At 39.5% G+C, this 22,883-nt stretch carries 21 protein-coding genes; 10 read left to right on the top strand and 11 right to left on the bottom strand.

All coding sequences use genetic code 11. From position 1 onward, the window contains the following. Positions 1-2: 2 nt before the first annotated feature. Both QMN06_RS03195 and crcB read right to left on the bottom strand, forming a co-directional pair. Complete coding sequence (locus QMN06_RS03195; protein WP_281971084.1) at positions 3-527, bottom strand: gamma carbonic anhydrase family protein; 525 nt, start codon at positions 525-527, stop codon at positions 3-5. Between the two features lie 9 nt (positions 528-536). Continuing rightward, on the bottom strand, positions 537-914 hold the full coding sequence (gene crcB / locus QMN06_RS03190; RefSeq protein ID WP_281971083.1) for a fluoride efflux transporter CrcB: 378 nt from the start codon (positions 912-914) through the stop codon (positions 537-539). Positions 915-1,058: 144 nt separating this feature from the next. On the opposite strand from crcB, the gene QMN06_RS03185 reads away from it, so the two are divergent. Next, on the top strand, positions 1,059-1,637 hold the full coding sequence (locus QMN06_RS03185) for a TIGR00730 family Rossman fold protein (protein ID WP_281971082.1): 579 nt from the start codon (positions 1,059-1,061) through the stop codon (positions 1,635-1,637). Here the strand turns inward: QMN06_RS03185 and QMN06_RS03180 are convergent. Continuing rightward, positions 1,602-2,801, bottom strand: coding sequence for an NAD(P)/FAD-dependent oxidoreductase (locus tag QMN06_RS03180; protein WP_281971081.1), 1,200 nt, complete (start codon positions 2,799-2,801; stop codon positions 1,602-1,604). The genes QMN06_RS03185 and QMN06_RS03180 overlap by 36 nt on opposite strands. A 132-nt stretch (positions 2,802-2,933) precedes the next feature. Between QMN06_RS03180 and ilvD the strand changes: the two genes are divergently transcribed. Then, the gene (ilvD, locus tag QMN06_RS03175; RefSeq protein ID WP_281971080.1) at positions 2,934-4,646 is read left to right on the top strand and encodes a dihydroxy-acid dehydratase; all 1,713 of its coding nucleotides are present in this window, start codon (positions 2,934-2,936) and stop codon (positions 4,644-4,646) included. Between the two features lie 22 nt (positions 4,647-4,668). On the opposite strand, the gene QMN06_RS03170 is transcribed toward ilvD, so the two are convergent. Beyond that, the gene (locus QMN06_RS03170; RefSeq protein ID WP_281971079.1) at positions 4,669-5,127 is read right to left on the bottom strand and encodes a copper chaperone PCu(A)C; all 459 of its coding nucleotides are present in this window, start codon (positions 5,125-5,127) and stop codon (positions 4,669-4,671) included. A 77-nt stretch (positions 5,128-5,204) separates the two neighbouring features. Between QMN06_RS03170 and QMN06_RS03165 the strand changes: the two genes are divergently transcribed. Genes QMN06_RS03165 through QMN06_RS03150 form a run of 4 tightly spaced genes read left to right on the top strand, consistent with a single transcriptional unit; the run spans position 5,205 to position 8,829 of the window. Further along, positions 5,205-5,960, top strand: a complete 756-nt coding sequence (locus QMN06_RS03165) for a metallophosphoesterase family protein (RefSeq protein WP_281971078.1) — start codon at positions 5,205-5,207, stop codon at positions 5,958-5,960. A gap of 7 nt (positions 5,961-5,967) precedes the next feature. Then, a complete protein-coding gene (locus tag QMN06_RS03160) occupies positions 5,968-7,410 on the top strand; it encodes a serine/threonine-protein kinase (RefSeq protein WP_281971077.1) in 1,443 nt (480 codons plus the stop codon). Positions 7,411-7,469: 59 nt separating this feature from the next. Then, positions 7,470-8,165, top strand: coding sequence for an ABC transporter permease (locus tag QMN06_RS03155; protein WP_281971076.1), 696 nt, complete (start codon positions 7,470-7,472; stop codon positions 8,163-8,165). Continuing rightward, positions 8,158-8,829: an ATP-binding cassette domain-containing protein gene (locus QMN06_RS03150; protein WP_281971075.1), complete on the top strand. Its 672-nt coding sequence runs from the start codon at positions 8,158-8,160 to the stop codon at positions 8,827-8,829. The genes QMN06_RS03155 and QMN06_RS03150 overlap by 8 nt, the downstream gene beginning before the upstream one ends. An 18-nt stretch (positions 8,830-8,847) precedes the next feature. Here QMN06_RS03150 and QMN06_RS03145 read toward each other — a convergent pair whose 3' ends face one another. The 4 genes from QMN06_RS03145 to QMN06_RS03130 all read right to left on the bottom strand — a co-directional run bounded on the left by QMN06_RS03145 (position 8,848) and on the right by QMN06_RS03130 (position 12,259). Then, entirely contained in the window at positions 8,848-9,738 is an 891-nt protein-coding gene (locus QMN06_RS03145; RefSeq protein WP_281971074.1) for a DMT family transporter, read from the bottom strand. A gap of 63 nt (positions 9,739-9,801) precedes the next feature. Beyond that, positions 9,802-10,386, bottom strand: a complete 585-nt coding sequence (locus QMN06_RS03140) for a DUF3501 family protein (RefSeq protein WP_281971073.1) — start codon at positions 10,384-10,386, stop codon at positions 9,802-9,804. Between the two features lie 21 nt (positions 10,387-10,407). After that, positions 10,408-11,754 (bottom strand): heterodisulfide reductase-related iron-sulfur binding cluster, encoded by a 1,347-nt coding sequence (locus tag QMN06_RS03135; protein ID WP_281971072.1) that lies wholly within the window; start codon positions 11,752-11,754, stop codon positions 10,408-10,410. Positions 11,755-11,836: 82 nt separating this feature from the next. Then, positions 11,837-12,259 carry a rubrerythrin family protein gene (locus QMN06_RS03130; protein WP_281971071.1) on the bottom strand — a complete coding sequence of 141 codons (423 nt, stop codon included), beginning with the start codon at positions 12,257-12,259 and terminating at the stop codon, positions 11,837-11,839. A 208-nt stretch (positions 12,260-12,467) separates the two neighbouring features. Between QMN06_RS03130 and pepN the strand changes: the two genes are divergently transcribed. From pepN to QMN06_RS03110, 4 genes are all read left to right on the top strand, one after another. Further along, entirely contained in the window at positions 12,468-15,047 is a 2,580-nt protein-coding gene (gene pepN, locus QMN06_RS03125) for an aminopeptidase N (protein ID WP_281971070.1), read from the top strand. Positions 15,048-15,071: 24 nt separating this feature from the next. Then, the gene (locus QMN06_RS03120) at positions 15,072-16,046 is read left to right on the top strand and encodes a class 1 fructose-bisphosphatase (RefSeq protein ID WP_281971069.1); all 975 of its coding nucleotides are present in this window, start codon (positions 15,072-15,074) and stop codon (positions 16,044-16,046) included. A gap of 13 nt (positions 16,047-16,059) precedes the next feature. Next, on the top strand, positions 16,060-16,437 hold the full coding sequence (pcaC, locus tag QMN06_RS03115; protein WP_281971068.1) for a 4-carboxymuconolactone decarboxylase: 378 nt from the start codon (positions 16,060-16,062) through the stop codon (positions 16,435-16,437). A gap of 82 nt (positions 16,438-16,519) precedes the next feature. Then, complete coding sequence (locus tag QMN06_RS03110; RefSeq protein ID WP_281971067.1) at positions 16,520-17,614, top strand: acyltransferase; 1,095 nt, start codon at positions 16,520-16,522, stop codon at positions 17,612-17,614. On the opposite strand, the gene ald is transcribed toward QMN06_RS03110, so the two are convergent. The 3 genes from ald to cphA all read right to left on the bottom strand — a co-directional run bounded on the left by ald (position 17,586) and on the right by cphA (position 22,881). Beyond that, on the bottom strand, positions 17,586-18,698 hold the full coding sequence (gene ald / locus QMN06_RS03105) for an alanine dehydrogenase (RefSeq protein ID WP_281971066.1): 1,113 nt from the start codon (positions 18,696-18,698) through the stop codon (positions 17,586-17,588). The genes QMN06_RS03110 and ald overlap by 29 nt on opposite strands. Beyond that, the gene (locus QMN06_RS03100) at positions 18,695-20,020 is read right to left on the bottom strand and encodes an amino acid permease (protein WP_281971711.1); all 1,326 of its coding nucleotides are present in this window, start codon (positions 20,018-20,020) and stop codon (positions 18,695-18,697) included. The genes ald and QMN06_RS03100 overlap by 4 nt, the downstream gene beginning before the upstream one ends. A gap of 290 nt (positions 20,021-20,310) precedes the next feature. After that, positions 20,311-22,881: a cyanophycin synthetase gene (cphA, locus tag QMN06_RS03095; RefSeq protein ID WP_281971065.1), complete on the bottom strand. Its 2,571-nt coding sequence runs from the start codon at positions 22,879-22,881 to the stop codon at positions 20,311-20,313. Positions 22,882-22,883 lie beyond the last annotated feature (2 nt).

The raw sequence follows: 22,883 nt of genomic DNA, 5'->3' as shown, positions 1-22,883 counted from the left end.
CCTTAACCTATTTTTTTAAGATTCTTTTTAAATGAACTTGCGCGTTCAATGTAGTGTTTCGCACTAGTCTCAAGTCGGGCAACATTTTCTGGGCTGAGTTCTCTAGCAACTTTAGCTGGAGCCCCAATGATCAAAGATCCTGCGGGAAACTCTTTGCCTTCAGTGACAACCGCGCCTGCACCCACTAGGCAATTTTTACCAATTACAGCATTATTCAGAACAACCGCTTGAATACCAATCAAAGCTCCATCCTCAATGGTGCAGCCATGCAGCATCACTTGATGCCCGATCGTGACGTTATTACCAATCTTCAAAGGACATCCTTCATCAATGTGCAACACAGTGCCTTCTTGAATACTTGTGCCCGTTCCTATCGTGATTGCGTCGTTATCGCCACGAATGACTACTCCTGGCCATACAGAAGAAAATGCTCCAATCGTTACGTTTCCAATGATCGTTGCTTCAGGGGAAATGTATGCATCTTCATGAATCTTTGGAACTAAATCACCTAATTGATATATTGCCATGTCTGCCTCTTATTTGAAAAGTTGGTAGGTATAAATACCCAAAAATGTCATTACTAATGAACCTATAACGTGAATCATGACGGTTGTTAGGGCAGTGCCTAACTGACCCTCCCCAATCATTCTAGTGACTTCAGCTGAAAATGAAGAAAAAGTGGTCAAGCCACCTAAAAAACCAGTGATGACGAGCAATCGCCATTGCGGTGAGAGTTCAGTATGCATAGCAAAAAAAGCAATTGCGATACCAATGAGGTATCCACCAATGAGATTAGCCGCAATGGTACCGATAGAAATAGCTACATACATGGAATCTAATATTAGACCCAATGACCACCTTAATAAGGCTCCTAAAGACGCTCCAAGACTGATGGCTAAAATAGAATTAAACATATAGTTTTTATATCATCATTCATTGAGTAAATAACTTAAACGCTTGGTCCTTTTTGTCCATGTTTTTCTTTATTGTAAACAACTCAACACATCATTTGAGATTTCAATCCCGAACCTTAAAATTCAACTTGTATTATCATTTTTATGATGATGAAAAATATTTGTGTTTTTTGTGGTTCAAGGCCTGGAATAGACCCTAATTTTGCAACGTGGGCTTATGCCTTAGGCACCCAAATTGCGAATAATAATCAGACACTTGTCTTCGGTGGGGGTGGCGGGGGCCTCATGGGAATTCTTGCTCAAGGTGCTCTCGAAGCAAATGGCCAAGTGATTGGCATTATTCCAAATCAACTACAAGTTCAAGAAGCTTTAGTAGCAAATCTTAGTAAGGTCTACTTCGTACAAACGATGGGTGAGCGTAAACAACTCATGGATCAATTTTCTGATGCTTACATCATTATTCCAGGCGGTATAGGCACTTTAGATGAATTATTCGATGTTTGGGCAACAGCACAAACTGGGTTTCATACTAAACCTATTATTCTTGCCAATTGGTCAGGATATTACGATGGCTTATTGAGCTTTCTTCATCAGTGTGTACAAAATGGTTTTATGTCTACTTCTCATTTTGAAAAAATTCAAGTAGTCAACTCTCAAGAAGAGTTATTACAAGCCCTCTCCCCTCATCTAGAGAAGACTGTGAGCGCAGGCATATCCACTTGACCATGCCCATTGAAAATTATGCCCACCCAAATGTCCAGTGACGTCAACACACTCTCCAATAAAAAATAGCCCTGGATATTTTCTGGACATCAAGGTTTTGCTATCCAGTTCTTTAGTGTCAACTCCGCCAAGCATGACCTCAGCCTTGTTCCAACCCAAAGTTCCTGCTGGTTTCACCTGCCAATGACAAATGAGATCAATGACATTTTGTCGAGATTTTTTAGAAACTTCTACCCATTTTTTGCTATGCAATCCTAATTGTTTTGCAAACTCTTTGGCTAATCTAGCCGGTAAAAACTCAATTAATAATTGATCAAGCGTTTTCATTCTTGAGGTCTCCTGCTCAAACAAATCTTCTAAAGCGGTTTGATCTGTCCAAGTAACATGTATCTCTTGACCCTCTATCCAATAAGAACTGGCTTGTAATACCGCAGGGCCAGATAAGCCCTTGTGCGTAATCAATAAATCTTCCACAAAACTGCCTTTGCCATATCTCTCTTTTGACTGACCTGCAGATATACTCACTTTGGTACTTAATCCTGCAAAATCTTCAATGGCTGAGAAAATTTGGGACGTAAACGCCAAGGGCACTAAGGCTGGTCTTGGTTCAATAACTTTCATTTGAAATTGTTTAGCAATTTGCATGGCAAAATCACTTGCCCCAATTGCGGGAACAGGCAAGCCCCCCGTAGCAATGACTAAATTTTTAGTATTAAAAGTATCTTGATTGGTATGTACTTCCCATTGACCGTCTTTATATGTTACTTGCTCTACTTTGATAGGGTGTTCAATTTGTACTTCACCCTTTTGACACTCGCTGAGCAACATCTCAATCAAATCTTTAGCAGACTCATCGCAAAACAACTGCCCTTGGTGCTTTTCATGAAAAGGAATTCCATATTTTTCAACAAGCGCAATAAAGTCTTTACTGGAATAACGCGCTAAAGCACTTTTAACAAAATGAGGGTTTAATGATAAAAAATGTTGGTGAGTAGTATGCAAATTCGTGAAATTGCATCTTCCACCGCCACTAATACGAATTTTTTCACCAAGATGCTCTGCATGATCAATCAGAAGTACCGACTTTCCAAGCTGACCAGCCGTTCCCGCACAAAACAAACCCGCAGCACCAGCTCCAATCACAACCACATCGAAAGTTTTCACTAGAACCCAATTCTTTAGAATGTCAAAATAGATCCTCTATTGTATTTGTTAGGCGATTTTTTCAACAGTTTTATGAAATCACGGCAAAATAGAGGTTTACAGTATTTTTATAAATTACGCAGGAGATTTTTAATGTCCAAAGACAATAGCCCCATCAACCGTCGTTCACGAAATATTACTGAAGGAGTTGCACGCGCTCCAAATCGCTCCATGTACTACGCCATGGGTTACCAAGAAGAAGATTTTGGCAAGCCAATGATTGGTGTTGCCAATGGGCACTCCACCATTACTCCTTGTAATAGTGGTCTTCAAGTGCTTGCTGATGCTGCTGTGGAGGCGCTAGAAGCTGGCGGAGCAAATTCGCAAATATTTGGAACTCCTACTATTTCTGATGGTATGGGTATGGGTACCGAGGGCATGAAATATTCTTTAATTTCTAGAGAAGTAATTGCCGACAGTATCGAAACCTGTGTCAATGGCTTATGGCAAGATGGTGTCATTGTGATTGGCGGTTGCGATAAAAACATGCCAGGCGGCATGATGGCGATGGCAAGAACAAATGTTCCAAGTATTTACGTTTATGGTGGAACGATTAAACCAGGTCATTACAAAGGCCGTGAACTCAATATTGTTTCCGCGTTTGAGGCCGTTGGCGAATTTACTTCTGGTCGTCTAAGTGCAGAAGATTTAAAGGGTATTGAACAAAACTCCTGCCCAAGTAGTGGTTCTTGTGGTGGTATGTATACCGCCAATACCATGAGCTCAGCTTTTGAAGCTCTCGGTATGAGCTTACCTTATTCTTCTACGATGTCGAATATTGATGAGGAAAAAAGACAGAGTGCGGCAGAGTCTGCAAGGGTTTTAATCGAAGCCGTAAAGAATAATCTTCGTCCACGCGATATTATTACTAAAAAATCCATCGAAAATGCCGTGTCAGTCATTATGGCTGTAGGTGGTTCAACCAATGCTGTACTCCACTTTTTAGCCATCACCAGTGCTGCTGATGTCGAGTGGACGATTGATGATTTTGAAAGAATTCGTCGTAAAGTTCCGGTTCTTGTTGACATGAAACCGTCAGGTAAGTATTTAGCGACCGATTTACATCTTGCAGGTGGTATTCCGCAGGTCATGAAAATACTTCTTGATGGCGGCTTATTACATGGTGATTGCATCACCATTACTGGCAAAACCATTGCCGAAGTATTAAAGGATGTTCCTTCTACTCCGCGCAGTGATCAACACGTTATTCGCCCTCTGAGCAATCCAATCTATGCGGAAGGTCATCTCGCAATTTTGAAAGGTAATCTTTCTCCAGAGGGTTGTGTAGCTAAGATTAGTGGTCTAAAAAATCCCAGCATTACTGGTCCAGCACGGGTATTTGACTCTGAGGATGATGCAATGGCTGCCATCATGGCGAATAAAATCACTCACGGTGATATCGTTGTGATTCGTTATGAAGGTCCTAAAGGTGGTCCTGGTATGAGAGAAATGCTCTCTCCAACATCGGCACTTGTTGGTCAAGGTTTTGGTGAAACTGTAGGGCTCATTACCGACGGTCGCTTCTCTGGTGGTACTTGGGGTATGGTGGTTGGTCATGTCTCACCTGAGGCTTACATGGGAGGAACCATTGCTTTAGTAGAGGAAGGTGACTCGATTACGATTGATGCCCATCAACTCCTTATTCAACTTAATCTTCCCGAGGAAGCAATTGCGAAAAGAAGAGCAAAATGGGTCAAACCAAAGCCACGTTACACCCGTGGGATCTTAGCAAAGTATGCCAAGCTAGCTAGCTCCGCAAGTCTTGGAGCAGTTACTGACCTGAATTTAAATTTAGATCAAGATTAAAAAAACCGCTTCGGCGGTTTTTTTAATGCATCTTCATGCCACCCATTGCATGACTTGGGAATAGGACGTCGACCTTGCCAGATTTTTCAAATTGGAGAGTCATTTTTATTTGCTCACCATCTTTAATTGGACTTTCTAAGCCCATTAACATTAAATGATAGCCTCCAGGCTTTAATTCAACTGAAGCGTTCGCAGGAATTTCAATACCCGTGATTTGGCGCATCATCATTTTGTCGCCATCCATCTTCATTTCATGTAACTGCACTTCTTTTGCTCGAGCATAACTGACAGCTACTAATCGATCTGCAGTAGAACCTTTATTCTCAACCGTCAAATAAGCGCTACTGATCGATTGGCCAGGAGCTGTCGATCTTGCCATCGGCTTCATAATTTGCAAATTACCTACTTTAGTTTGCGCGTGCGCAATCGTCATGACAAGCAAACTTGCAACAATGATTAACAGCTTATTCAATTTCAACATATTCAGCATAATTCCATTAGATAAAGATAAAGGAGTATTTTAAGACAAATTCATTCCTTTCTCTTATGATAAGGAATATGACGAATTCACGAATTGCATTTTTTGCTGATGTCCATAGTAACTTAGAGGCTCTTGAGGCTTGTTTAGATCATGCACGTCAACAAGGTGCTGAAAAATTTGTGTTTTTAGGTGATTTAGTAGGATACAACGCTAATCCAATTGAAGTTCTAGAGCGTGTGATGCAACTGATCAGTTTGGGACAGGCGGTTGCGATTCGAGGTAATCACGATACCGCGTGTTTTGAAAACTATAAAGACCGTATGAACCCAATCGCTCATATGGCAATTGAGTGGACGATCTCCAAGTTATCAGATGAACATATTGAGTTTTTGCAAAACTTACCACTGATTCACCATGAGGAGGATAGATGCTATGTTCATGCCTCGGCATACCAACCAGAAGCTTGGCATTATGTTACGGATGGTTTATCCGCTTGGCGAAGTGCTGAATCATCTGGAAAAATTTATACATTTTCTGGACATGTACATGAGCAAGCCCTTTACTATCAAAGCTCGGTTGGTAAATTAATTTGTTTTACTCCACACCCTGGAGATGGTGTACCAACCGGCCGCCATCGTCGCTGGGTCGCCATTGCTGGCTCTGTTGGGCAACCAAGAGACAACAACCCAAAAGCTAATTATCTGTTATTTGATGCAGAAAATGAATGTACTTATTTTCATCGAGTATCCTACAACCATGTCTTAACTGCCGATAAAATTATGTCGGTAGGACTCCCTGAGGATCTTTCTAAAAGACTCTTAAAAGGTTTATAAGTTTCCCATGTTTTCCCTATTCCAATCAGCTTCACCCTATTCGATTGATATCGAAGCGGTGGATGATATTTTTCAAACAGGCAAAATTGTCGACAATTTTCGAATAGGCAATGAAGTTCATCGGGGTGGGATGGCTACTCTGAAAGAAGCCTTTACCGATGAAAATGAAGAGCCGATTCTTCTTAAAATACCCCGCGTTGGAAAAGATCAACCTGTGGAAAATCTCATTTGCTTTGAAACTGAATTAACTATTTTGAGATCTCTCAATAGTCCCTATGTGCCACGCTTTATTAAGGGTGGCAATTTAGCAAAAACACCTTACATCGCAATGTCAAGAATTCCAGGAGTCGCTTTAGAAAAGATTCTGATTGAAAAAAAACAATTTTCTATTGAAGAAACTATAACCATTGCCCTGAATTTATTAAAGGCCCTTCAAAACTTACACGCTCAAGAAGTGATTCATTTAGATTTAAAACCCGATAATATTCTAGTAGATGACAATCATGAGGTCTATCTAATTGATTTTGGTCTAGCCCATCATTCAAGGTATCCAGACTTATTAGCGGAGGAGATGCGAAAAGGAATCGGTTCTGCACCTTATATTTCTCCCGAACAAATCGTGGGTGTGAGAGAGGACTCAAGAAGTGATATTTTTGCTTTTGGGGTAATCGTTTATGAAATGCTCACGGGCGAATTACCCTTTGATAATCCACAAACACTAAATGGTCTAAAAAAACGTTTTTGGGCGCAAGCAAGGCCTCTCAGATCTGTTCGCGCGGATATACCTCCTTGGTTGCAAGAAATCGTATTACGATGTTTAGAGCCTTTTGCGAAAGATCGTTACCAAAGTGCCACCCATCTTCGTCAACTCCTCAGAGAACCAAGTAGTATCAAATTAACAGAGCGATCGGAACGTTTGGCACCTCTTTCCACTTGGGAAAACATGAAACGCTGGTTTCGTGTTGCTGGTTATGAACCTTCGCCCATATTAAGAAGTGAAATTATTTACGAACAAGCACCCCTAATGGTCGCAGCCATCGACGTCAGCGGAGAAAATGAACAGATGTTTGACAGAATGCAGCGCGCAGCTTCAAACATCATGAAAGTTTTTCCTGAAGGACGTATTTCTTGTATCAGCATTATCACGAGCACTCCTACTTTTGAGGGAGATCGTGAGATTGACTCCGCAAGTGGACAATTTCGTCGACACTTAGTAAGGTTGAAGGATTGGGCCAAGCCCCTTAATATGTCGGAAGAGCGTATTTCTTATCATGTATTTGAAGCATCAGATTCAGCGGCAAAAATTGTCGAATTTTCCAAAGATAATGACGCCGCTGTTATCCTATTAGGAGCAAGTCGTTTTATACCAAACCGAGTTGTTCCGTGGCGCTCCATCATGACTAAAGTCATTGAAGAGGCTCATTGTAGTGTTCATATTGTCAGAATTTAAACCAATCAAACTATGTCTATCGATTCAAAAATTTATTTAAAAAAAGTGTTCCTCATCTGATGTGGGATACGATTTATAAAGCGTTTGTACTCGTTTTTGATCTCGATCCTGAGGTTTGGAATATTGCGTTTACCTCGATCTTGGTGAGCTCCTCAGCACTTATCGTTGGTGTCATCTTAGGACTTCCAATTGGAGCATTTTTAGCTATCGCTAATTTTCCTGGAAAAAAATGGTGTATTGCTTTTGTCAATACCTTCATGAGTGTGCCTACTGTCGTTATTGGCGTCCTAATCTATTTACTTTTATCCAGAAGTGGTCCTTTAGGTGATTTCAGTCTTTTATTCACTAAAACTGGCATGATTATTGCGCAATCTTGCTTAACGATTCCAATCATTGCCGCTGTTTCAAGACAAATTATTGGTGACGCTTGGCAGATTCACCAAGATACTTTTTCTGCTTTGCAATTTAAGTTACGTTATCGTGTGAAATGGATTCTTTGGGACTCAAGATTTTCACTGATTATCGTTATCCTTCTTGGGTTTAGCCGAGCAATTTCAGAAGTTGGCGCTGTGATGATTGTTGGCGGTAATATTGCCCAACATACGCGTACTCTAACGACTGCTATCGCATTAGAAACGAGTAAAGGTGACCTAGTTCTTTCTTTATCCTTAGGTATCGTTCTATTAATGATTGTTTTCGTCATCAATGTCATATCTCACTTTTTAAAAGTGAGTGCTGAGAAAAAATATGGTTAATATTTCTCTGAGTAATATCTCGATTCGTAAACAAGGTCGTCTTGTACTAGATATTCCGCAAATCGATCTACCTTGTCATCGTATTACAGCCATCATCGGCCCCAATGGGGCAGGTAAATCGATGCTTTTAAAGACGATTGCAGGCTTAATTAAGCAACCTGAATTTCAGATATCTACTTCAGCTAAGCAGCTCGGTATTGTTTTATCGCAAACACCATTTATAAAAATGTCTGTACTGGACAATCTTCTTTTTCTAAGAGACGTGCAACCCAGTTTAAGTGTTACTCAAGTCCATCATGCTTTGAAAATATTTTTATTAGATCATCTAAGAGATCAGCCTGCGACCAAACTATCTACGGGTGAAAAACAACGTCTAGCTATTGCGAGGGCATATCTGATGGGATCAGATTTATTGATTCTAGATGAGCCAACGGCGAGTCTTGATCCGCAATCAACTTCATTAATTGAATCCAAAGTAAATGAGTTAGCACAAACGGGCATACGCTTTTTAATTGCGTCCCATGATTTTGCTCAAGTCAAACGCATCAGTGATCACATCATATTTGTCAAAGATGGCAAGATTGTTGAGACGGGTCCAACGGAATTATTTTTTTCTGCGCCAACTACCCAAGCAGCAAAAGAATTTATCACGACTCATCTTTGAAATCTTGAGGTCCCCAAATTAGCGACTCTTTTTAGAAATTGGTAATATGCCAATTGCAAGTGCGGTGCCAAGAATAATAATCACCCCACCCAATACCATATTAAGAGTCGGAACCTCACCTAAAAAGATATCGCCCCACAAAATACTAAATACCGGAACAATGAATGTAACGGTAATGGCAACTGTAGGTCCTGCTCGTTCAATTAGTCGGTAATAAAGCACATAAGCAATCGCTGTAGAACCAATGCCAAGACCAAAAATAGAAAGCCAAGTGAGTGCACTGAGTGGCTGAGTAGGTAAATACATATAAGCTGGGATTGCAAGTAAAAAGGAACCTATCATTAAACTTGAGAATGCGAGGCCAATCGGATGAATGCCAGCACCGTACAACTTGATATAGTTCGTTGCAATACCATAGGACAGCGTCGCGCCTAAACCAGCTAAGACGGGCAATCCAATACCTCCTACATCAAAATGAGCTTTACCCCACATCAAAAAAACAATCCCTAAACACCCAAGGAATAAGCCCAAAATCCGACTAGAACTCAGGCGTTCTTTTAACCAAATAGACGCAATAATCGCAGTCCAAATCGGGGAAGTAGAATTAACAATCGCACCAAATCCAGCGTTTAAATTTTGCATTGAGTAACTAAATAGTGCAAATGGTATGACAGAATTAAAACAAGCAATCATCGTAATTCTGCCGAGATCATTTTTAGAAATCACTAGCTGAGATCGCCAATATTTTTTACACATGGCAAATGCAAAAATACCTAAAGCCCCAATGAGTAATCGTGATTCTGCTATGACAATCGGCTCAACTTGCCCAACAGTGAAGCGCATAAATACATAGGACATGCCCCACAAGGCACCTAGTAGCACAAAAACGATGATGTTATCTGATTTCACATTCCCATTATCCAATAAAAAAACGTGGCATTGGCCACGTTTGTCCTTGAGCAGTTTCTTGTATTAAGACAAGTCCGTCAGAAAAGAGGCTAAAGTTTCTTCTGGTAAATACTCTATATGCATAGGATACTCCGGATGATCACAACCAACCATCATCTGCGCACCTGCTTGTAATGCTTTTTTCATATCAATAGTTAACTCAAAGCGTAAAAAATGTACCGCTGAAGTTTTATGTTCTGTAGAACGCTCCAAATCTTCATCGGCGATTGCGTACACTCGAGCTTGACCTTCAACTTGAACAAACATTTTATGTTCGATATTGACTAATTTTCCGAGTGCAATTTTACGATCCGCTTCATTGGGATACTCTAGCATCATCGTTGCCTTGAAGTTAGAGCCATCTGGTATTAAAGGATTATAGGCATCAAGTTCATCTTGCATGCCTTCTTCTGTAAAGACTTTCTCAACACGTAACATTTCTTGAATCTGATATTTCATCAGAAACTCATTCTCAAAAATTAAGTTTAAGTGGTCTCCTAATGCAACCGTTCGTAATTTACGCATTTCTATCGCTTGCGCACGAATTTGTGGTCTTGCTTTGTGATAGGCCTCTAAAGTCATCAAGTGAGCATGGGTAAGTTTTGACATGTCGATTTCTTTCTAAAATAATTACGATGATTTCTTCAGGCCATAAGCCATCGCAACCAGTGATAACGGATGCTCCATTTGTGCAGACTTCAAGCCCGCTTCAGACATACCTTGCTCAATGTGATGACCCGCCAACTGACAATCCGAACTAATATAGTCAGGCTCATCATTGGCCATATTTTTGAATACTGGTTTACCAATTTTCATTGACATAGCATGGAACTCTTTCTTGACACCCCAAGTACCGGAATGTCCGGAACATCGCTCAACCACATTTACTTCAGTTCCAGGAATCATCTGTAAAGTTTCTGCGGTTTTCTTACCCACATTCTGGACGCGAGAATGGCACGGCACGTGATAACTTACTTTACCCAATGGCTGAGAAAAATCTGTTTTTAATAAGCCATCTTTTTTACGTGCAATGAAATATTCAAAAGGGTCCCACATCGCAGCTTTCACCAATTGCACATCTGCCTCCTCAGGGAACATCAGCGGTAACTCTTGCTTAAACATGAGGGTACATGAAGGAATTGGAGTGACAATCGCATACCCCTCTTTCGCCAATTTTGCCAATTGAGGAATATTGATATTTTTATGTTTTTCCACTTCTTCAAGATCACCAAGTTCTAACTTTGGCATCCCACAACAAGCCTCTTTATCGACGAGCTCATAAGGAATCTCATTATGGGTAAGGATTTGTAATAAATCTTGGCCAATGCCTGGCTCGTTATAGTTGATATAGCAGGTGGCATAGACAGCTACTTTACCTGGAGTTTTCGCTCCGTTCTTCACTTCCCATGACTGAGAATCTTTTGCAACTTGTTTAAATGTTTTTGCTGCAAAATCTGGTAGCCAAGCATTTTTATCAACGCCTAATGTCGACTCCATAACCGATCTAACCATGCTGTTGTGATTCACCGCATTCACCACTTGTGTAACGACGGGAATACCAGCAAAACGCCCAATTTTATCTGTTGAAGATAATAAATTATCCCTAAAGTTGGACTCTCCTTTTTTATGCCCAATCGCCTTAGCACGTAGCATCAAATGAGGAAAATCTAAGTTCCACTCATGCGGTGGAACATAGGGACATTTTGTCATGTAGCATAAATCACAAAGATAGCACTGATCCACAACAGAGGCATAGTCAGCTTTATTAACGCCATGTACTTCACCATCATCCGTGGCATCAACTAGATCAAATAAGGTAGGAAAAGAACCACAAAGACTCACGCATCGACGACATCCATGACAAATATCGAAAACTCGCTCTAACTCAACATTGAGCTTTTCTTCATCATAAAAGTCAGGATTTTTCCAATCCAAGGGGTGACGTGTTGGTGCTTCTAAATTTCCTTCGCGACTCATAGCATTTCCTTTATTGAAGACTTTTTAGAAGATTCCCGATATGCTCAGGAATCTAAAAAAAGTCCTACAAATATCTATTTTATTAATCTACATAAGCATCTAAAGCTTTTTGATAACGGTTAGCATGTGAGCGCTCAGCTTTTGCTAATGTTTCAAACCAGTCAGCGATTTCATCAAAGCCTTCTTCACGGGCTGTTTTAGCCATACCTGGATACATATCGGTATATTCGTGTGTTTCACCTGCTACTGCTGCGGCTAAACAATCTTTTGAAGATTTAATTGGCATACCAGTTGCTGGATCGCCTGACATTTCTAAAAACTCTAAGTGTCCGTGCGCATGACCTGTTTCACCTTCAGCTGTTGAACGAAATAACGCTGCAACATCATTTTGACCTTCTACGTCTGCTTTGTTCGCGAAATATAAATAACGACGATTTGCTTGAGATTCGCCTGCGAAAGCATCTTTCAAGCACTGCTCAGTTTTAGTACCTTTTAAAGTTGGCATAACATTCTCCTTATTGGTTAGAAAAATACGCATATCAAATTCAAGAATAAGTTCCAGAAATGATGGATAAATTGTATCTACAGTCAACTAAATAGAAAAATTGTATTTATAAAAATAATCGATAGTTTTTTACTATCGATTCATTGCTTTGTAACAAAGTTCTTTGTTTTGTATGACTCACATCCTACAGAAGCAATACAATATCTTGATGAACTCCCCACAAAATATAAAGACTTTCTTTAGAAATCAATATCAACCGCCGAATTTTTCTTTTTCAAATGTGGCGTTTGACTTCCAACTCAATCCGATCAAAACAATTGTTTCCTCAAAAATAGACGTAAAAAGAGTGTCTTCAGGATCTTTAGTATTAAAAGGAGAGGATTTAGAGCTGATTTCCTTAAAAATCAATGGCGAACTCTTTAAAACTTATGAATTATCCTCGCATGAGCTAATTCTTCATCATCTACCGGATGTATTTGTCCTAGAAATTATTTGTGTTACTCGACCTGATCAAAACTCTAGTCTGATGGGCCTTTACGTGTCTGAGGGTAATTTTTTTACTCAATGTGAAGCTGAAGGCTTTAGAAAAATTACCTATTTTCTAGATCAACCTGATGTATTAAGTTGTTATCAGGTTCGACTCACAGCAAATAAAATAAATTATCCAGTATTGTTATCCAATGGCAATCTCATTGAGCAAACAGATCTTGATCATGGGATGCATACCGCGCTATGGAATGACCCATTTCCCAAACCTTCATATCTTTTTGCAATTGTTGCTGGTCAATTACATTGCGTCGAAAAAACAATCACTACTTCCTCAGGCGCCAAAAAATTACTCCAAGTCTGGGTGCGAGAGGCGGATCTCTCAAAAACTGCTCACGCCATGGAGTCATTAGTTAAAGCTATTTCATGGGATGAGGCACGCTTTGGATTAGAACTTGATTTAGAACGATTTATGATTGTTGCTGTAAGTGATTTCAATATGGGCGCAATGGAAAATAAAGGTTTAAATATCTTTAATACCAAATATGTACTTGCTGATGCTCAAAGTGCAACAGATACTGATTTTGCCAATATTGAAAGTGTGGTCGGTCACGAATATTTTCATAACTGGACTGGCAATCGAGTCACTTGTCGAGATTGGTTCCAGCTTTCTTTAAAAGAAGGCTTGACCGTTTTTAGAGATCAAGAATTTTCAGCAGATTTAATGGGCTCGGTTTCAGGCAGAGCCGTCAAACGAATTGATGATGTACGTTTATTACGTCAAGTCCAATTCCCAGAAGATGCTGGTCCCATGGCACATCCCATTCGTCCAGATAGCTATCAAGAAATCAACAACTTTTATACCGTTACCATCTACGAAAAAGGTGCTGAAATTATTCGTATGCAACACACGTTACTCGGTGAAGCTGGTTTTAGAAAAGGCATGGATCTCTATTTTGAGCGTCATGACGGTCAAGCAGTTACTTGTGATGATTTTATTCATGCAATGTCAGATGCTAATCAAGTCAATTTAGATCAATTCAAAAATTGGTATAGTCAGGCAGGCACTCCTCGAGTGCGGGTTGAAGAAAGGTTTGATGATCAAAAGCAGTCTTATCATTTGACGCTGAGCCAATCCTGCCTCCCGACTCCCGGCCAAGAGCGTAAGCCACTATTTCATATTCCTTTGAAAACAAAGTTATTGATTCATGATGTTGCGACTGATGAAATGATGATTGAGTTAAAAGATCAAACTCAAACCTTTAATTTTGAAAATTTGACAAGTAAACCCATTTTATCAATCAATAGAGATTTTTCAGCTCCAGTTATCCTTGATTTTGAACAATCGATTGAAGATCTTTACTTTCTTTTTGAACGTGATGACAATCCATTTAATCAGTGGGAAGCTGGGCAAAAAATTGCAATCGAATTAATTCTTTCAAGTAAACAAGCTCCCCAGGAATTATTAGCTATTTGGGAACAACACTTACGTAACCCAAAACTTGATCCCTCTTTTAAAACACTTGTACTTACCTTACCCGCGGAAAGCTATCTGCATGAGCAAGTGCAAGAGATCAATCCCGCAAAAATTCATTTAGCAAGAAGAGCTTTTCGCCATGCAATGGCCGGCTCTCTAAAGCAAACTTGGATAGATATCTTCGAACAAAATCAATCGACGGATGCATACTCCCCAACTCCTGAGCAAGCCGGAAAACGCGAACTAAAAAATATAGCTTTACAAATGATTCTTGAAAATGATGTTACCGAGGGTGGTAATCTTGCAGAACATCAATTCAAAACAAGTAACAATATGACAGATCGTCTTGCCGCATTATCTGCTCTAGTTCAGTATGAGTCTCCTTTAGCAGATGCTTGCTTAGAGAATTATTACCATCGATATGAAGCTGATGATTTAGCGATTGATAAATGGTTCTCAATACAGGCAAGCCGACAAGTCAACAATCACCAGAATCTACTTGAACAAATTTACAAGTTAAAAAAACACCCTGCATTTAAAATTCGTAACCCGAATCGTGTTCGAAGTTTAATTCATACATTTTGTATGAATAATCCGGGTGGATTTCATGACATCTCTGGTGGTGGATATCAATTCTGGCTAGAAAATATTTTAGAACTCGACAAAATTAATCCTCAAGTTGCCGCTCGACTAGCTAGAGCACTGGATCGATGGAAAAAATTTGCGGATCCTTATCAAACTCAAATGCGGATTTGCTTAGAAAAAGCCAATCAACACCCTTTATCCAATGATGTATCCGAAGTCATTCAAAAAGCACTTACTTAATCATTCACTATGGCATCTCAACCAATGACTACACTCTCTGATTTTTTAAACTCTTGTCAAATTGATGCAGATCTCAAATTATTAATTGTTGATATTGCCACGTCCTGCACCTCGATATCTGATGCGGTCCGTAAAGGAGCCCTAGCCAATATTTTAGGCTCAGCAGGTACTGGTAATATTCAAGGTGAGACACAGCAAAAATTAGATATTTTTGCCAATGACCTTCTTTTGAAAAGTAACGAGGCTACTGGCAGACTTGCTGCAATGGCATCTGAAGAAAATGAAGAAATTTATCCCACTCAACAATCAAATGGTAAATATCTTTTACTCTTTGACCCTCTTGATGGATCTTCCAATATTGACGTAAATGTCTCGATTGGTACGATATTTTCTATTCTTGAAAAAAATTCAACTACTCAGGTTACTGAGCAGGATTTTCTGCAAGCAGGTTCTAAACAAATAGCTGCTGGTTATGTTTTATATGGTCCACAAACGATCTTGGTATTAACCACTGGATCTGGAGTCAATATGTTTACCCTTGATCAAGCTAGTCAGGTATTTTTATTGACCAATGTAAATGTTCAAATACCGAAAGATACAAAAGAATTTGCAATTAACATGTCGAATATGCGTCACTGGGCATCCCCGGTTAGCAGATATGTCGACGAATGTTTGGCAGGTTCAACGGGGGTTCGTAATAAGGACTTTAATATGCGCTGGATTGCCTCTATGGTGGCTGACGTTCATCGAATCTTGATTCGAGGAGGTGTTTTTATGTATCCATGGGATCAACGTGAACCAAATAAACCTGGCAAACTTCGTTTAATGTACGAGGCCAACCCAATGAGCTTTTTGATCGAACAAGCTGGTGGTGCTTCGATTAATGGAAAATCAAGAATCTTAGATATTCAACCGAGTCAATTACATGAACGCGTGTCTGTTATATTAGGTTCTGAAAATGAAGTACAACGTCTTATGAATTATCACAACACTAACTAATCAGGAGAAATAAATGGCAAGTGAATTATTTGAAAAAGGCTTAAAAACACGTCGCGAAGTTCTTGGATCTGAATACGTAGATGCTGCAATCAGAAATGCAGACTCTTTTACTCAGGAACTCCAAGAGTACGTAACCTCTCATTGCTGGGGTGATATTTGGAATCGACCAGGTTTGGATCGTCGCACAAGAAGTTTTTTAAATCTTGCCATGCTCACAGCACTCAACCGCCCTCATGAACTTAAACTGCATATTCGTGGTGCAATGAATAATGGTCTTACTAAAGATGATATTAAAGAAGTATTTTTGCATGCATCAGTCTACTGTGGCGTTCCTGCTGCTATAGATAGTTTCCGTGTAGCTAAAGAGGTTTTTAAAGAAATGGGCATTTAATTGGTTGTTTTGTTGTAAAAAGGGACTGAATACTTTCAGTCCCTTTTTTATTGCTATAAAATCACGCTTTGCCCATAGTAAAATGAATATGACATTGCGGCCGATACAATTAAAGAATCAATATCTTTTTGTGGATTTTTTAAAAACCATTGCAGTACAGATTATTATCTTTCATCATCTGTGCAATTATGGAATTATTTCTCTTAAGGTTCACGAACTTTTTCCTCACTTGATCGACTTCGTCGGCTTACATGGTAGATATGCCGTACAAATATTCTTAGTGATTGGCGGCTATTTAACTGCAAAAAGTCTGCCACAAACTCTCGAAAAATTTGGTCTATGGAAAACAATCATTAATCGCTATTTACGTCTTGCTCCAACCTATATCGTAGCAATCATGATTACGCTTCTCTGCGCCATGATTGCAAGAGCTATCCATTATGATGAATATATTGGTGAATCAGAAACCATTTCTCAACTTGTTGCCCACTTCTTTTTCTTACAAAACATTCTTCAATTTGAATCCATTTCAGTTGGGGTTTGGTATGTTGCAATCGATTGGCAACTTTATATTTTTACTGCATGTTTATTATTTTTTATGAAGTCTTTCAAAAAAGTCTTGTTCATTTTACCAATCGTCGTTTTTTTGTCTTTGATGTACTTTAGTCAATATCCTTTATATGAGGATTATTTTATTTACTTTATCGGCGCATATGGTCTTGGAATGATTGCATTTTTAGCAGAGGACTCATCACACCATGAAACAAGACAACCCGCTAGGATTTTATTGCTGATTTTCTTACTTTTAATCCTCAGTGATACTTTTTTTGAGTTACGAATAAAAAATGTCATTGAAATATTATTGGCGGTATTACTAACTCTTTATGGAAAAAGAGCTTACAACTCTAAAAATATGAAGTGGTCTAAGATTTGTATTTGGTTTAGTCAAAGGTCTTATTGTGCATTTTTAATACACTTCTCATTGTTGCTTCTTGGTAATTCTGTTTATTATTATTTTCAATGGGAAAGTCCAATGACAGGTTTGTTCATGATGATTTTGATTTGGATATCTAGTTGGTTTGTGGCTCACTTTCTTTTTAATTTAGTTGAATTTCCCTCTCGGAAAATTCAACTTAAGTCATCTAATGTTACCCAAGTAAGGTCAAAATATCTTTAAATGGTCTTTTTTGAGATTGTGCTACCGCGGGGCAGATTAAGTGATGATCATATACACTCACTCCAGCACGCAGATCACTATGTTCGATGACAGCTTTCTTAAAACCTTTATTCGCTAATTGTTGAATATACGGAAAAGTTGCATTCGTTAAGCCATAGCTCGAGGTTCGTGGAACTGCACCAGGCATATTGGCAACACAGTAATGAATGACTCCTTCACACTCAAAAGTTGGTGAATCATGTGTTGTTGCCTTTGAGGTTTCAAAACACCCTCCCTGATCAATTGCCACATCTACAATCACACTGCCTTTACGCATTGTCTTCAAATGCTCCAACTTGAGTAATTTAGGTGCGCTTCCACCAGGAATCAGAACTGCTCCAATAACAACGTCCGAGTCTTTAATGAGCTCTCCTAAAACTTGATCATCAGAAAATGCTGTTTGAATTTGATTACCATACGTAAGATCTAATTCTCTTAAGCGCTGAATATTTTTGTCAACAATGGTTACTTTTGCCCCCATTCCTACTGCCATTTGTAGTGCATTTAGGCCAACAATACCAGCTCCTAAAATAAGCACCTTTGCAGACTGAACTCCTGGGATACCCGCCATTAAAATCCCACTACCACCCTGCCTTTTTTCCAAGTGATGAGCCGCCGCCTGTATGGACATTCGTCCTGCTACCTCACTCATAGGAGCTAGTAATGGCAAATACCCATTCGCAGTTTTTACAGTTTCATACGCAATTGCTCTGACTCCACTAGCAATTAATAAATTGGTTTGATGAACATCAGGAGCCAAATGTAAGTATGTAAACAATATTTGCTCTGGCTTTAACATAGCAATTTCTTTATCTTGTGGCTCTTTCACTTTAATAATGAGATCAGAACGATCAAATATCATGGAAGCATTGTTGATGGTTGCACCAGCCATAGCATATTCGTTATCGGATATCCCAACACCACAACCCGCATTCGATTCAACGATTAATTCATGACCTTGCTGAACTAATGCCCGGACTTGACTCGGCATTAAGCCTACTCGATATTCTTGATTCTTAATTTCCTTTGGTATACCAATAATCATTTTTTCTCTCCTAAATGTTTGTCGTGACGATGAAGTCCTACTAAATAAAAAACTATAATTAATATGAGCACGATAGGTACGCCAACATAGACTCCTACTCTAGTTTGCTCCTGTATTGCTAATAAAACTAATACAAATGCAATTGCGGATAATGCCACCCATGATCCATATGGGTATAAAAAGCTTTTATATTTCAAAGAGACGGCATCCTCAGAGGAGATTTTTTTTCTAAACATCAGTTGTGTAGATAAGATTGCAATCCACACCATTAAGCCTATAAACGTTACAGCAGAGGTGACAAGTAAAAATGCCTCGTCGGGAACAAAGTAATTTAAGAATGCTCCGATACTAGCAATACTCACGGTGGTTAATATCGCAATATAAGGTACTCCTGTTCGAGATATTTTTTTCATGACTGAGGGAGCATATGAATTGATAGATAAGCCATACAATAAGCGACCGCCACTAAATATTCCTGCATTACAAGAAGATAATGCGGCCGTAATGACTACAAAGTTCACAATCCCTGCGGCTTCTCTTAAACCTAATTTTTCAAACATGGCTACAAATGGGCTGCCAACTTGACCTACTTCATTCCACGGATATATGGAAAGAATGACAAACAAGGCTCCGCCATAAAACACCAAAATTCTGACAATTAATGAGTCAATTGCAATTGGAATAGTTTTCTCTGGATTTTCTGTTTCTCCAGCTGAAAGACCAATCATTTCAATACCAACATATGCAAAAATTGCCATTTGTAAAGATAATAAAAAGCCATCTAAACCTGTTGGAAAAAATCCTCCATGAGCCCACAAATTAGAGATACCAATGGCAACTCCATCATTCCCAAAACCAAAGAATATAACTCCAAAGCCAATCGCTATCATCGCAATAATGGCAACAACTTTAATCAAAGCAAACCAAAACTCAAATTCACCAAACAATCTAACCGCAATGAAATTTAAGCCCCCCATTAAGATTAAAGAACCAACTGCCCAGATCCACTGTGGAACATCAGGAAACCACAAGCCCATATAAATACCAACAGCAGTGACTTCAGCTACTCCCACAATCACCCAATAAAACCAATACCCCCAACCCACTAAATACCCCGCAAGTGACCCCACATAATCGTGAGCATATTGAGCAAAAGATCCCGCTACTGGGTTGTATACAGCCATTTCACCTAAAGCACGTAGTACGATAAACGCAACAATTCCTGACAATAGATAACCTAACAATATGGCAGGTCCCGCTTGAGAAATTGCTGTTCCTGAACCTAAAAACAAGCCTACTCCGATGGTTGATCCAAGTGCCATCAATCGAATGTGCCTTGCCTTTAAATGCCTCTTTAAAGAATGCTGATCAGATAACTCTGATGTGGTTTCTGCTTGATTGAGCAATTTATTCTCCTTTTTTGTATGAACAACAAAGTCTAAAAAAGAGAAGAAAAAATAACTAGTGGTACTAATCCACAAAAATATCAGAAGTAATTTATTTGATTGTGTTGATTAAAAAATATGTTTAATAATCAATCATCATTTGAAATATAAATTTTGAATCTGATATGAATATCAGAAATTTCCTACACATACTTAATCAACAGAATTTAAGGTTTGGTTACCTTTTGCAGGTACTCGAGGGACTCTTCTACCTGATCAATTAAGATTAAACATAAATCATTTGGATTTAATTGCTCAAGGGCAGTGTCAATCGCCAAAAATTCACCACGAATTTCTTCAATATGTTTCGTTTTAGTTGCACCCTCTAAACCTTCACGTAAAAGAGTGATTACCTCACCATCCTCACGGCCTCGTTGGCATTGATCTTGGTACAAAATGACTGAGTCAAAAGCCTCTCCCAAGATCTGTGTTTGACGTCGAATATCATCATCACGACGATCACCTGCTCCAGAAATAACCACATGACGACGCTGTGCTGGTATCGAATTTGTGGCCTGAACTAATGCTCTTATCGCATCTGGATTATGACCATAATCTGCAATCACCGTTGCGCCATTATGCTTAAATAAATTAAATCGTCCTGGGGCAGTTATTACATCACTAACAAAACTACCTAAGCCCTTTTCAATCGTCTGCCAATCAATATCTAATGCCCATGCAGCAGCGATGGATGCTAAGGTATTTTCTATCTGAAATCCAATTTGACCGCCCTCTGTCAATGGAATATTCGCTAATGAAATTCTTCTAACGATACGGTTGCCGATTGCTGCAATAAGGTATTCTTTGTCACGAAAAACTGCTTTCTTACCACGGGCACGGTGGGTTGAAATTACAGGATTATGAGCATTTAATCCAAAGAAGATGATTTGTCCTCGGCAAGATTTTGCCATTTTAACAACCATCGGATCAGCAGCATTCAAGACGGCATGACCTGTGGGAGCAACGTTTCTTACAATCACGCTTTTTACTTCAGCTAATTCTTCAACGGTTTCAATGTAACTCATACCGAGGTGATCACCCTCACCTATATTGGTAATCACGGCAACATCACAAGCGTCATAGCCTAAACCTTCTCGCAAGATTCCACCACGCGCCGTTTCAAAAACTGCTGCATCAACTTCTGGATGCATTAAAACATTTCTAGCGCTTTTAGGACCGCTACAGTCGCCAGAGTCAATTCGTTCATTTTCAACATAAATGCCATCTGTTGTCGTCATACCCACACGATTACCTTGGGCTCTTAATAAGTGCGCAATTAATCGAACCGTAGTCGTTTTACCATTCGTTCCAGAAACAGCAACTACTGGAATTCGGCCATTTTCAGGGCGTGGATATAGCAATGAAATAATGGCTTCGCCAACGGGCTGACTTTTTCCATAAGAGGGATTTAAGTGCATTCTCAGGCCTGGTGCTGCATTGACTTCAACAACTCCACCACCTTGCTCTTCGAGTGGTTTGTAGATTGCTTCACAAACAATATCAACGCCGCAGATATCTAAACCCACCATTTTTGCTGCAGTAATTGCACTTGCAGCTAAATCAGGATGAACATCTTCTGTCACATCAGTTGCACTGCCGCCTGTACTTAAATTGGCATTATTACGTAATACGACTCTTTGACCATTTCGCGGAATTGCATGGACATCTAATTTTTGCTTTGCTAGTGTAGCAATAGCAATATCATCCAAACGAATTTTAGTGAGGGGGGTTGCATGACCATCTCCACGTAGTGGATCTTTATTGATTTCAGCAACTAATTCAGTAATTGTTAATACTCCATCTCCAATGACCTGCGGTGGATCCCTTCTAGCTGCTGCGATTAACTGATCACCAACGACCAACAATCGAAAATCATGGCCGGGCATATACCGTTCAACAATAATTTTTCTACCATAATGTTGTGCAACTGCAAATGCAGCTCTAACTTGCTCCTCAGATTTGATGTTAACCGCTACACCTTTGCCTTGATTACCATCTCGAGGTTTAATCACAATCGTTGAGCCTAATTCTTGCGCCACTTTCCAAGCATCATCGGCGTTATCAACTACCTTACCAAGTGGCACTGCTACACCAGCAGCATGAAGTAAATCTTTCGTCAATTCTTTATCTTGAGCAATCGACTCTGCAATGGCGCTAGTAAGACTAGTTTCTGCTGCCTGAATACGTTTTTGCTTTGAACCCCAACCAAACTGAACTAAACTGCCGTCAGTTAATCTTCTATACGGAATGTTTCTTTCAACAGCTGACTGCACGATCGATCCTGTACTTGGGCCTAAACGCACATCTTCATCTAAACGACTTAAGTCATCTAAAGCATTTTGCAAATTAAAATCTTGATTTTCTCTTGCTGCAATAACCAATTTCCAAGCTAAATCCAAGGCCATCCGACCAACAGACTCTTCACTATATTCCACAACGACTTGATAAATTCCATCTTGATTGGCTTTGACTGTTCGACTAAATGTCACGGGACATCCAGCCTGTGCTTGCAGTCCTAAAACTACATATTCAATAACATGTGCCATCGAAATTGAATTTCTTGAGGGTCCAGTATTCGTAAAATGTAATTGCGGAAATAAAGTTCTTAATTGAATTTCAAAATCAATTAACCCTTGTATGGAGCGCTCTTCTTCCTCACAAAAAATAATTGCTTCAATAGCAGTATGCCTACTCCACAAATTTGGTCCACGTAAGGCTCTTACACGCTGTAATTCCATGA

The organism is Polynucleobacter sp. SHI8, from assembly GCF_027944005.1.
Classification (GTDB): Bacteria; Pseudomonadota; Gammaproteobacteria; order Burkholderiales; family Burkholderiaceae; genus Polynucleobacter.
This window is presented reverse-complemented; position numbering and strand designations above follow the sequence as displayed.